The following is a 12,984-nucleotide window of genomic DNA, read 5'->3' on the forward strand; positions in this document are numbered from 1 at the left end:
CATGACCGTCCTCGATATTCGCGACCTCAGCCTGTCGATCGGCCAGACCCCGATCCTGAAGACCGTCAACCTGTCCGTCGCCCCCGGCGAAATCCTCGGCCTGGTCGGCGAGAGCGGCTCGGGCAAGTCAATGACGGCGCTGGCCGTGCTGGGCCTGACGCCGCCGCGCGCGACCCTGACCGGCGAGATCCGCCTGAACGGTCAGGTCATCTCGAACGCCCCTGACGCCGTGATGCAGCAGGTGCGCGGCCGCGACGTGGGCATCATCTTTCAGGAGCCGATGACGGCCCTGAACCCCGTCATGACCATCGGCGATCAGGTCGCCGAGACCGTGCGCCTGCACAAGAAGGCGTCTCGCAAGGAGGCCCTCGCCGTCGCCCGTTCCGTGCTGGATCGCGTCGGCCTGTCCGCCGAGCGCTTCCCCCTCAGCCGCTACCCGCACGAACTGTCCGGCGGCCAGAGACAGCGCGTCGCCATCGCCATCGCCATCGCCCTGACGCCGAAACTGCTGATCGCGGACGAGGCGACGACAGCGCTGGATGTGACGACACAGGCTCAGGTGCTGGACCTGCTGAAACGGCTGGTGCGCGAGGACGGCATGGGCCTGATCCTCATCACCCACGACCTCGCCGTCGTGGCCGAAACCGCCGACCGGCTGGCGGTGATGAAGGACGGCGAACTGGTCGAGGAAGCGCCTGTCGACCGCATCCGCACCGGCATGGCGCACGCCTATTCCCAACGCCTGCTGGCCAACGCCACCCACGCCCCCACGCGCCGCAGCGTCCCGCAGGCCGACGCCGCCGCCGTGCTTCAGGTCGAGGGACTGGTGCGCGAATACGGCGGCGCGCCCGCCCTGTTCGGCGGGTCCAAAGCCTTCCGCGCCGTCGATCAGGTCAGCCTGTCGATCCAGCCGGGCGAGAGCGTCGGCCTCGTCGGCGAGAGCGGCTGCGGCAAGTCCACCCTTCTGCGCGCCATCCTCGCGCTGGAGACGCCGCAAGCGGGCCGCGTCCGGGTCAAGGGCCGCGACATCACCGCCGCGCGCGGCGCCGCGCTGAAGTCCATCCGCCGCGACATTCAGGTGGTGTTCCAGGACCCCTACGGCAGCTTTGATCCGCGCTGGAAAGTCAGCGATCTGGTGGCCGAAAACTTCCACCTTCTGGACGCCCGCCTCAGCCCCGCCGAGGCCCGCCGCCGCGTCGATGAAATGCTGGAGCGCGTCGGCCTGAACAGCGCCGCCGCCGATCGCTATCCGCACGAGTTCTCGGGCGGCCAGCGCCAGCGCATCGCTATCGCCCGCGCCCTGATCACCGAGCCCTCAGTCATCTGCCTGGACGAGGCGGTCTCGGCGCTTGATGTCTCGGTGCGGGCCCAGGTGCTGGACCTGCTGGCCGACCTGTCGGACCGCCTGGGCCTGTCCTACCTGTTCGTCACCCACGACCTCAGCGTCGTGCGCACGGTGACCGATCGCCTGCTGGTCATGCAGGCCGGACAGATCGTCGAACAGGGCGAAACGGCCGCCGTCTTCGCCGCGCCGTCGCACCCCTATACGCAGAAACTTCTGGCGGCGACGCCGGATCTGGTCCGCAATAAAGCTCTGAAAAAGGAAACCGCCGGATGAACCGCAGAACCGTCCTCGGCTCGGCCCTGATCGGCGCCGCAGCCTCCGCAGCAGGAGCCGCCAGCGCCAAACCGGCGGCCCAGTCCGCCGCGCGCGCCTCGGGTCGCACCGGCCGCCTGAACCTGATCACGGACGTCGAGGGCCTGAAGGTCGGTCAGGCGCATGACGCAGGCGTCCGCACCGGCGTCACCGTCATCCTGGCCGAAAAGCCCGCCACGGCCGCCGTGGACGTTCGCGGCGGCGGCCCCGCCGGGCGCGAGACCGACGTGCTGCGCCCTGAAAACCTGGTGCAGGAGGTGGACGCCATCATCCTGTCGGGCGGGTCGGTCTATGGCCTCGGCTCGGCCGACAGCGTCGCCGCCTGGATGGGCATGCGCGGGCGCGGCTACGGCATGGGCGGGGCGCCGGGCGTGCCGCCCTCGCCCATCATCCCGACCGCCTGCCTCTATGATCTGGCCAACGGCGGGAACAAGCAGTGGGAGATGGAGCCGCCCTATCGCCGCCTGTCGGTTCAGGCGCTGGAGGCCGCGGGCGACCGCTTCGACCTCGGCACGGCGGGCGCAGGCTATGGCGCCGAAGCGGGCGCGCTGAAGGGCGGCATCGGCTCGGCATCGGCCGTCATGGCCTCGGGCTGGACGGTCGGCGCTATCGTGGCGGTCAACAGCGTCGGCTCGGTCGTGGCGCCGGGCGGCAAGAGCTTCTGGGCCGCCCCCTATGAGATCGGCGACGAGTTCGGCGGCCTCGGCTCATCGGGCCTGCACGCCTCGGCCGAGGACTGGGGCCTGTCCAAGTTCCGGTCCCAACCGCGCGAGAACACCACCATCGCCTGCATCGCCACCGACGTGGCGTTGACCCGCGTCGAGCTTCAGCGCGTGGCCATCATGGCGCAGGACGGCATGGCCCGCGCCATCCGCCCGGCCCACGCGCCCTTCGACGGCGACACCCTGTTCAGCCTGTCCACCGGCAAGAAGGTCATCGACAATCCGGCCCTGCGTCAGGTCGCGGTGGCCCAGATCGGCAACGTCGCCGCCGACGTCCTGGCCCGCGCCGTGGCGCGCGGCGTCTATCACGCCACCAACTATGACGGCGTCACCGGCAAGACCTGGCGGGAGATGTAATCAACGGCCCTTCTCCCCTCCGGGGGAGAGGGTGGGCGCCGGAGGCGCTCGGATGAGGGGGACGCCTCCACGAACTCGACGCCCGCGCTTGCGGGAACAGCCCCCTCATCCGTCATGCTCCGCATGACACCTTCTCCCTCGAGGGGAGAAGGGCTTTAGATCGGCGCGCCGGGCGGAACCGCCTGCGCCACTGGCAGCGTCTCGCTGAGCGTCTTCAGCCCCTCGACCGGACCGGTCAGAGCTTCCGCCAGATAGGCGCACTGCGCTGTCTCCAGCCGGTCGCCGCGGCAGCGCTTCAACTGCTCGCCAAAGCGCCGCGCGCTGTCGCGCACCGCGCCCTGCGCCGTCGAGGACAGCTCCTTGCCCTGGATCAGCGCAGCCAGATGGGCGGCGTAACGGGCGCGGGCGACGCGGCGCAATTCGGCCTGACGCGGGTTCAGCGCCGCGCCCGGGCCGACGGCGACGGCCACCCGGTCCAGCGTCTCGACCAGACCCAGTTGCCCCGGATCACGACGCTCCTGCTCGACCAGGCGGTTCAGCCGCTCGGGCGCCAGCAGGGTCTCGAACACCACCTCCGTCGCCGAGGCGGCGGCCGAGGACGGATCGAAGACCGCATCGGTCTTGCTCTCGAACAGTTCGATCTGCATCTGCCGGTCAGAACTGCCCGACTGCACCGAGGACAGCAGGTCGATGACCCGGTCCGACATGTCCAGCACCTCAGGCGACAGGGCCTGCATCAAGGCCTCCAGCGCACCCCGCTGACGGTCAGCGGGGATGGCCTCCGCCCGCTCATGACCGTCGCCCTTGACTGCATAGGCGTAGTCCACGCCGCCGACCAATCGCCCCACCGCCGTCGTCTGATAGCGGTGATACAGATAGATGGGCACGATCACGCGACGCAGGTCGGCCGCCGCCGCTCCGTCCGGCAGATTGTCCAACCCGAAGCGCGACAGGGCGATGCGGCGCACGGCCAGGGTATTGGCGAACTCGGCCGTCGGGTCCTCGCCGTTGTCCCACATGGCGCCATAGGCCTGAAGGCTGCCCAGCGGCCTGGTGTCGCCGTCCGAGACGAAGCGATAGCCCCTGGCCTGCGCCTCAGCCGCCAGGGCCGCGCGGCGCGACACCGGGTTCTGGCCCGGCGTGTCGCCATAGAGCCAGTCCACGACATAGCGGTCCCAGGCGCCGACGCCCGTCGTATAGGCGCGGCTGAAGTCCAGACGATCGCCGTCCGCGATGACCCAGGGCGCCGGATAGTCCATGACCGAGGCGCGGTCCTCATACGTCGAGGCCGCGAAGTTATGGGAAATGCCCAGGGCGTGGCCGATCTCGTGCGCCGACAGGTGGCGCAGGCGGTGGTAGGCCAGACGATCGGGATCGTCCTCGCCGCCCGTCCCGGCGCGGGCGGCGCCGACCAGTCCCTCGATGATCATCTTGTCCTGACGGTCGCGCAGCGAGCCCAGCTGCACCACGCCGCGCACGATCTCGCCGGTGCGGGGGTCGTTGACGCTGGTGCCGGTCGACCAGCCGCGCGTCTCGCGGTGGACCCAGGAGATGATGTTGTAGCGGGCGTCCATCGGATGCGCCCCCTCGGGCAGGAGCTCGACCCGGAAGGCACTGAGATAGCCTGCCTGTTCAAAGGCTTGCGCCCACCAATTGCCGCCCTCGATCAGGGCCTCGCGGATGGCGGGCGGGGCGGCGCGGTCGACGTAGAAGACGATCGGCGTCTTCACCGGCGAACGGGCGGCCGTCGGATCGGTCTTCTCCAGCCGGAAGCGGCGGGCCAGACGGCTGACCACCGGCGTGTCCAGATCAGCGGCGAAGTCGGTCACCATCACCTGGGCCGAGGTGCCCGAACGCGGATCATGCAGGACTGGGGTGAAGCCATCGTCCGGCAGGCGGATGAAGGAGTGACGCACCGCCAGGGTGACCGAGCGTGTTTCGGGCGAGACGCGCGACAGCTCGCCGCCCGGCTCGTCGCTGGTGAAGGTCTGGACCGTCTGGAACTCGACGTTGTCGGGGAAGACCAGAGTCTCGGCGACGTCGACATAGCCGAGATTGGGCGCCGGCTTGAAACTGCCCAGCTTGGCCCGTTTCAGCCGCCCCACGGCGTTGACGGCGTCCCGCTCCAGGAAACCGGACAGATCCACCGTGACGGACCCGTCGGCTCCGGTCTCCGCCACCTCGCCCGACCACACGACCGGCGAGACGAAGGAGGCGGCGACCGCATTGACCTGATCGGGATCAGCGTCGACGGCGCGGAAGCGATGGTTCTCGAAGGCGGCGAAGACGCGGTCTCCGACCTGACGAAACACCACGATCTGAGCCTGCCCCAGGCCCGAGCGGTCCAGTCCCGCTCCGTCCATGCCGAGGCCCGCCGACAGACCCGGTTGATAGAGATACCGTCCCAGCACCCCGTCCGCGCCCGGCGCCGGCAGGCGCACCGAAACCTTGCCCTTGCGGCTGTCCTGGCGGACGCCGAAGAGGCCGTCCTGCCAGGCCGTCGGCGACGCCGCCGCCGTCGGCGCGGACTGCGCCCCCACAGGAGCCGCAGCTCCGGCCAACACCAGGCCGGCGGCGCCCGCCAGCAGAACCTTGCGCAACATCGGCTTCCCCCTCCGACGGATTCAACAGCGGACGTTCAGACCACCGAACGCCTCGAACGGCAAGCGGTCGATCAGCGGACGCCCAGGGCCAGGGCGTCCGGACGCCGGGTGTCGGCGGCCCCCAGGAACCGATCCCCGTCCACCATGATGGATTGGGTGCTGCCCATGGTCATTGACGGGCGCACCGTATGGCCGCGCTCGCGCAGCAGGCGCTCCACGTCGGGCGAGAAGCCTCCTTCCAGCTCCAGCGGGCTGTCGCCCCCGCCCTGGTTCAGGCGAGGACGCATGGCCGCCTCGGCCACGTTCAGGTTGTGGTCCACGACGTTGGAGATCAGCTGAACCATGGTGGCGATGATGTAGCCGCCGCCGGGCGTGCCGGTGATCAGCCATGGCTTGTCGTCCTTGAACACGATCATCGGCGTGATGGTCGAGCCCAGGCGCTTGCCCGGCGCGGGCGAGTTCGGCTCGCCGCGCGTGCCCCAGGAGAAGTTGTCCAGGTGGTTGTTCAGCAGGATGCCCGTCCCGACCGGAGCGACGTGCGCGCCGTAGGAGTTGGACAGGGTGTAGGTGTTCGACACCGCATTGCCGAAGGCGTCCGCCACCGAATAGTGGGTCGTGTCCTGGCTCTCATAGGGATAGGGATTGCCCTCGGGGATGTCCGCCGCCTTCAGCGTGCGGTCCAGGGCGATCAGCTTGACGCGCTCGGCGGCGAATTCCTTGCTGGCCAGGCCGTGGGCCGGAGTGGTCCACTGCGGCGCGCCCCCGATCAGGCGACGGTCCGACGAGGTGATCTTCATCGCCTCCGAGATCAGGTGCAGGCTGTCGACGCTGCCCCAGCCCATGGCCTTCAGGTCGAAATGCTCCAGCAGGTTCAGCGCCTCGGCGACGCTGACGCCCGAGGCCGTCGGCGGCATGAAGGAGATGCGATTCCCACGATAGCTGCCCCAGATCGGCTCGGACACGTCGGCGCGATAGGCGGCCATGTCCTCCAGGGTGATCACGCCGCCCTGGGCCTGGATGCCGGCCACGATCTGGCGCGCCAGTTCGCCCTTGTAGAATTCATCCGCCCCGCCGCGCGCCACCTTGCGCAGGCTGTCGGCCAGCAGGGGCTGACGGAAGGTCTCGCCCGCGCGATAGACCGAGCCGTCAGGCTTCAGATAGGCCTCGCGCGCGCCCGGATCGGTCGCCAGCACCCGCGCCCGGCCCGCCGTGGCGTCCGCCTCCCCGTCCGACAGGACATAGCCCTCCTCGGCCAGGCGGATCGCCGGCGCGACCAGATCGGCCCAGGGCATGGAGCCGAAGCGCGAGTGCGCCTCCCACAGGCCCATCACCGTGCCTGGCACCGAGACGTTGATGAAGCCCGACGGCTTGGAACGGTCGAACCTGCCGTCCGGCCCCAGCAAAAGCTCAGGCGTCGTCGCGGCGGGCGCCGCGCCGTAATAGTTGACGGCGATGTCCTGCGCCGGTCGGTCCGCCGTGGCGGCCATATGCACGATCATGTAGCCCGAGCCGCCGATGTTGCCCGCGCGTGGCAGGGTGACGGCCTCGGCGAAGGCCACGGCCACGGCCGAATCCACCGCATTGCCGCCCTGGCGCAGGATCTCGACGCCGACGCGGGTGGCCGGATCGCTCTGGCTGACCACCATGCCGCCCCGCCCGACCACCGGGCTGTGGATCTGGCCATAGTTGACGATGTCGCCGCCGCTGCCCGTCGTCGGACGAACCTGGGCCGCCTGCTGCGCTAGGCCGGGCCCGGCCAGCAGCATGAGCGCCGCCGCCGAAACCGCCGTCGCCGCTCTCGTGAAACCAAAACGCATGCTGTTCCCCCGCCGCAAATCCCGCCCGCAGCCGCCGACAAAACAGCCTCGGCGCTGACGACAGGACAACCTTGTCAATATCCATAGCGATAGCATTGCTGAAAAGCGCACCTCAAGGGTGATTCTTAGCGATTATCGCGCTCAATATCTCGGATATCGGCAATATTTATTCTGCAGAGGTTGACGCCTCGTCTATGGCCGCTTTTAGTCCGAACCGAGGCAAGTCGCCGCGCGCGCAGGATTCTATCCGGAGGCGCTCAAGGATTTCGTCTCTTCGAAAAAATTTGGTCGGGTAACAGGCGCCTCATCGAAGGGAACCGCACTGACCGCAAACGGGGATGCAGATGTCATGAGTTCAATCTTTGCGCGTCACAGCATGAAAACGGCCCTGCTGGCCACCACCGCCCTGTTGGGCGCTACGGCCGCAACCGCCCAGGAGGCCTCGCAGGAGGCCACCCAGGTCGACGAGATCGTCGTCGTCGGCTCGCAGATCCGGGGCGCCAAGGTGACGGCGGCTCTGCCCGTCACGGTTGTCGGCGAGGAGTTGATTCAGGCCACCGCCGCCACCTCCGGCGACGAACTGCTGCGCTCCATCCCGCAGATGGGCGACGTGACCTTCAACTCCTCCTACCTGCCGGCCACCTCGAACTCGGCGCGGGGCGACACTGGTTCGGTGAACCTGCGCAACCTCGGCATCGGCAACACCCTGGTGCTGCTGAACGGCCGCCGCGTGGTGGGCCACCCGACGTCGCAGGCGAACGAGCACCTGGTTCCGGTGCTGACCTACAACACCAACGCCATCCCGGTGTCGGGCCTGAAGCGGCTCGAGGTGCTGCGCGACGGAGCCGCCGCCATCTACGGCGCCGACGCCGTGGCCGGCGTGGTCAACACCGTCCTGCGCGACGACATGAACAACTGGACGGTGTCGAGCCAGTATGGCGGCGCCGAAGGCACCGGCATGCGGGAGTTCAACTTCTCCCTCTACGGCGGCAAGGACATCGCCGAGGGGCGCGGCAACGTTTCCCTGTTCTTCAACTACGATCACCGCGACGAGCTGACGACGCTGGAGCAGGACTATACCGCCTCCGACGATAAGCGGCCGCTGTTCGCCGGAACCGGTTTCGAGAACAATTCCTCGCTCAACGGCGTGTCCTCCCTGACGCCATGGGGACAGTTCACCCTGAACAGCCCGGCCACCTACGGCGGCGAATCCTTCACCACCTTCACCATCCAGCCGGATTCGATGGCGAACTGCGCCGCAAGCCTGGGCAACGGCCTGTGTCTCAAGAAGACGACGACAGTGGACCCGGCCCTTCGCGCTGACACCGCACAGGAAGACCTCACGGTCATCCCGGAAGTCGATCGCTTCAATCTGTTCCTGACCGGCCGCTACCAGATCAACGACGCGGTCGAGGCATTCGGCGAACTGGGCGGATATTACGCCAAGTCCCACGCTCGCCAGGCGCCGATCAACACCCTGTCCTCGGTCGTCATGACCATTCCCGGCACGAACTATTACAACCCCTTCGGCCAGGACATCCGCCTGACCGGCTACCGCTTCAACGACATGGGGCCGATCAACGTCGACGTCACCAATCAGCAATACCGCATCCTGGGCGGCCTGCGCGGGGACTGGCGCGGCTGGAACTGGGAATCGGCCCTGCTATGGTCCGAGGCCTCAGCCAAGGACGTGTCCGACAACATCTCGACGACCCGACTGGCCGAGTGGGCGGCCAAGTCGACACCTGACGCCTATAATTTCTTCAACGGCGGCGATCCGGCCAACCCGCGTTTCGGCGACGCCACCCCGTCGGACCAGGCGGCCCTGGACGCCATTCGCGTCGACATGGTGCGCAAGACCAAGACGGAGCTGGGCCTGTGGGACTTCAAGGTTTCGCGCCCTGACCTGTTCCAGTTGCCCGCCGGTCCGGTCGGCATGGCCGCCGGAATCGAGTTCCGCACCGAGACCCAGTTGGACGACCGTGACAGCCGTATCGACGGGACCATCCGCTATACGGACAAGTCCGGCGCCACCTACAGCGACCTGATCAACTCGGCTGAGAACCCCGACACCTACGGCGAACGGGACGTCTTCTCGGCCTATCTCGAGTTCGCCGCCCCGCTAGTCTCGCCCGAAATGGGCGTCCCTCTGGTGCATAACCTGGAAGTCCAGCTCGCGGGCCGCTTCGAGAACTATTCGGACTTCGGCGACGTGGCCAAGCCCAAGATCGCCGCCGCCTGGGACCTCGTCGACGGCTTCCGCGTCCGCGGCTCCTGGGCCCAGGGCTTCCGCGCCCCCAACCTTGAGCAGATCAACGCCACGGTGATCACCCGCTCCAACAGCTCCAACGACTATGCCTATTGCGAGGCCCTGATCCGTCGCGGCGCCATGACCGGGATGAACCAGTGCGGAGCCTCCTACACGCCGCCGACCAGCTTCCCCGACTACACCAGCATCAGCACCACCCACGTCCGGAAGCTCACCGCCGAGCGACGCTCGGGTAACCCGGACTTGCAGCCCGAAGAATCAGAAACCCTGTCGTTCGGTCTGGTCGTCCAGCCGCGCTTCCTGCCTGAGCAACTGGGCGACTTCACCTTCACCGCCGACTGGTGGAAGGTCGAACAGACCGGCATGGTCGGCCTGTTCCGCGGCCAGAACGCCCTGATCCTGGACTACCTGCTGCGCAAGCAGGGCAGCTTCAATCCCAACGTCATCCGCGCCGACGCCACGGCGGCTGATCAGGCCATCTTCGCCGGCACCGGCCTGGCGGCGGCGGGCGAGGTCCTCTACGTCACCGACGCCTATACCAACCAGCAGCCCCAGACGGTCGAGGGCCTGGATCTGGGCGCGATGTGGAGCCTGCGCGGCACCAGCATCGGCGACTTCAGCCTGAACCTGAACGTCTCTCATCTGCTGAAATACTATCTGGAGATGTCGCCGGGCATGGCGGACCTGACCGCAGCGCGCGAGTCGGGCGAGATCGACCCCGCCATCACCTTCGGCGGACGGATGGGCGACATGATCGCCGATCTGGGCCGTCCGGAGTGGAAGTGGTCGCTGTCGGGCAGTTGGCGCTACCAGAACCTGACGGTCGGCGCGTTCACCCAGTACATCTCGTCGCTGTACGACAGCAGCCTGGTCAACTCGGCCGGCGACTACTGGACGGTGGATTCGACCATTACGGCCAACCTGTACGCCGAGTATCAGTTCGACGACGGCTTGCTGTCCGACACGGCGGTTCGCGTCGGCCTGCGCAACATCACCGACGAGCAGCCGCCGCTGTCCGGCGCCGGCTATGTCGGCACGGTCTATCAGCCCTACGGTCGTTACTGGTACGCCAGCATCCGCAAGACGTTCTGATCGGCCTTTCATCGTTCAGGGGCGGCAGGCGAAGACGCCTTCCGCCCCTTTGCTTTTTCTGCTTCCGGAGTTCCCCATGAAGCCCGTCTCGATGCGAACCCTCGCCCTCGCCGCCGCCCTCGTCGGCTTCGCCGCCCCCGCCCTGGCCGGGGAGTTGTCGCCCCAGGCGCAACAACAGATCACCTCGACCGTCGACCGCAACCAGGCCGCCCTCGACAGCGCCGCGCTGGAAATCTGGAAGTTCGCCGAGTTGGGCTATCAGGAGACCCAGAGCTCGGCCCTGCTCCAGGGCCAACTTCGCGACGCGGGTTTCACCGTGACCCCCGGCATCGCCAATGAGCCGACCGCCTTCCTCGCCAGCTTCAAGACCGGCGAGGGCCCGGTCATCGCGGTCCTGGCCGAATACGACGCCCTGCCCGGCCTGTCGCAGACCCTGAGCCCGGTGCAGGAATCGGCGGGCGGCCACGCGGGCCACGGCTGCGGCCACAACCTGTTCGGCGCCGCCTCGGTCCACGCCGCCATCGCCGTGAAAGCCTGGATGGAGGCCAACAACATCAAGGGCGAACTGCGCGTCTACGGCACGCCCGCCGAGGAAGGCGGCTCGGGCAAGGTCTATATGGTGCGCGACGGCCTCTTCGATGACGTCGACGTCTCGCTGCACTGGCACCCCGGCAATGTGAACTCGGCCCGCCAGGGCGACACCATGGCCAACGTCTCGGGCAAGTTCCGCTTCTACGGCACCGCCTCCCACGCCGCCGCCGCGCCCGACAAGGGCCGCTCGGCGCTCGATGGCGTCGAGTCGCTGAACTACATGGTCAACATGATGCGCGAGCACGTGCCCGACCGCACCCGCATTCACTACGCCATCACCGACGGCGGCAAGGCGCCGAACGTCGTCCCGGCCTATGCAGAAGCCTACTACTACGTCCGCCACAACGATCCGGAGATCGTGCGCGACGTGCTGGAGCGGGTGAAGCTGGCGGCCGACGGCGCCGCCCTGGGCACCGGCACCCGCGTCGAGTTCGAAGCCATCGGCGGCGTCTATTCCATGCTGCCGAACGAGGCCCTGATGCATGTCATGGACCGTAACCTGCGCAGCGTCGGCGGCATCACCTGGACGCCCGAGGAGATCGCCCTGGCGACCGAGATCCAGAAGACCCTGACCACCCAGCCTGACCTGGCCTCCGTCGGTCAGATCGAGGACGCCGTGATCGGCGGCGACTTCGGCGGCTCGACCGACGTTTCCGACGTGTCCTGGGTCACGCCGACGGTCGGTCTGTCGACGGCGACCTTCGTTCCCGGTTCAGCCGGCCACTCGTGGCAGAACGTGGTGGCCGCCGGCACGACCATCGGTCTGAAGGGCGCGCACCTGGCGGCCAAGACCCTGGCCCTGACCACCGCCGAACTGTTCCAGAGCCCGGACACCATCGCCGCCGCCAAGGCCGAGTTCGAGCAACGTCGCGGTCCGAACTTCGAATACCGCGCGCTGCTGGGCGACCGCGCTCCGGCGCTGAACTACCGCGACTGACCCGTCGTGGCCCTCGGGCTCGTCCCGAGGGCCTTCGTCGTCGCCTTCGCTGTCGCGTCAGTTCGCTGGATGCTGAGCGGCCAGGTCCTTGAGATACTGCCCCATGGATCGCGGCGCCCGTCCAAGCGCAGCGGTCAAGGCCAGGCTGTTGCCGCCCATGCCGTAATTCGAATAGTGCTCATACACTTTTTCAAGCAGATCAATTTGGTCTTCCGAATAGGGCAAGCTGACACGACGGGACCATTCGTCGAAGCTCAGCTCGACGGCCTCGACCTGTCGACCGATTTCCTTCGAAATCAATGCAGCGATGTCGTTGCGACTAAACATGCCCGCCGATAGCTCCAGCGTAGCGAACGCCAATGCGTCTTGCGTAAGCGCCACTGCAGCCGCTTCCGCCACGTCCCGGTAATCGACGCGCGCGATCCTGACGTCATTGGGAAAGGGCTCGCCGAAACGGCCGTCTGAAAGGATCGACGGCCAGGCCATGGCGATATTCTGCATGAAGTTCGCAGGCTGCAGGATCGTGTACTCGAGCCTGGAGGAATAAAGCGCTTCCTCTACCGGAATCTTGCTTGCGTGGTTGCTCAAGCGCGTATTGGTCGGCTGGATCACCGACGAGAAGACAAACTTCCTGACGCCGCTTCGCTCCGCAGCCTCAACCAGGGCCAGGCCCATCGCCGCCTCGTCGACCACGAAGGCCGGACCGATATGGAAAATCCCATCCACGCCCCGTGTCGCCTCCGAGAGGCTCCCGGCATCGCGCAGGTCTCCAATGGCGATCTCGGCGGCGCCTCTCGAACGGGCGAGAGCGGCCTCGTTCTCATCGCGCACCAGAGCGCGGACGACGGCGCCGCGACGTTGCAACTCGGGGACAACCAGTCCGGCCACCCGTCCTGCGGCCCCAATGACAAGTACGGACGATTCCACGCGTTTCATCGC

7 protein-coding genes are annotated in these 12,984 nt (G+C 67.8%); 4 read left to right on the forward strand and 3 right to left on the reverse strand.

From position 1 onward, the window contains the following. Nucleotide 1: 1 nt before the first annotated feature. The gene (locus tag ACWGL1_RS06125; protein ID WP_452111485.1) at nt 2–1,618 is read left to right on the forward strand and encodes an ABC transporter ATP-binding protein; all 1,617 of its coding nucleotides are present in this window, start codon (nt 2–4) and stop codon (nt 1,616–1,618) included. Then, nucleotides 1,615–2,736 carry a P1 family peptidase gene (locus ACWGL1_RS06130; protein ID WP_452111486.1) on the forward strand — a complete coding sequence of 374 codons (1,122 nt, stop codon included), beginning with the start codon at nt 1,615–1,617 and terminating at the stop codon, nt 2,734–2,736. Before ACWGL1_RS06125 ends, ACWGL1_RS06130 begins: the two co-directional genes overlap by 4 nt. Nucleotides 2,737–2,891: 155 nt before the next feature. Here the strand turns inward: ACWGL1_RS06130 and ACWGL1_RS06135 are convergent, their stop codons facing one another. Both ACWGL1_RS06135 and ggt read right to left on the reverse strand, forming a co-directional pair. Then, the gene (locus ACWGL1_RS06135; RefSeq protein WP_452111487.1) at nt 2,892–5,339 is read right to left on the reverse strand and encodes a zinc-dependent metalloprotease; all 2,448 of its coding nucleotides are present in this window, start codon (nt 5,337–5,339) and stop codon (nt 2,892–2,894) included. A gap of 71 nt (nt 5,340–5,410) precedes the next feature. Continuing rightward, on the reverse strand, nt 5,411–7,156 hold the full coding sequence (gene ggt / locus ACWGL1_RS06140; protein WP_452111488.1) for a gamma-glutamyltransferase: 1,746 nt from the start codon (nt 7,154–7,156) through the stop codon (nt 5,411–5,413). 376 nt (nt 7,157–7,532) lie between these two features. Between ggt and ACWGL1_RS06145 the strand changes: the two genes are divergently transcribed. Further along, nucleotides 7,533–10,517, forward strand: a complete 2,985-nt coding sequence (locus ACWGL1_RS06145) for a TonB-dependent receptor plug domain-containing protein (RefSeq protein WP_452111489.1) — start codon at nt 7,533–7,535, stop codon at nt 10,515–10,517. 76 nt (nt 10,518–10,593) lie between these two features. Continuing rightward, nucleotides 10,594–12,045, forward strand: coding sequence for an amidohydrolase (locus tag ACWGL1_RS06150; RefSeq protein ID WP_346521129.1), 1,452 nt, complete (start codon nt 10,594–10,596; stop codon nt 12,043–12,045). 57 nt (nt 12,046–12,102) lie between these two features. On the opposite strand, the gene ACWGL1_RS06155 is transcribed toward ACWGL1_RS06150, so the two are convergent. After that, on the reverse strand, nt 12,103–12,981 hold the full coding sequence (locus ACWGL1_RS06155) for an NmrA/HSCARG family protein (protein ID WP_291776405.1): 879 nt from the start codon (nt 12,979–12,981) through the stop codon (nt 12,103–12,105). Between the last annotated feature and the right edge of the window lie 3 nt (nt 12,982–12,984).

The sequence above is a fragment of the Brevundimonas sp. NPDC055812 genome, from assembly GCF_053616535.1.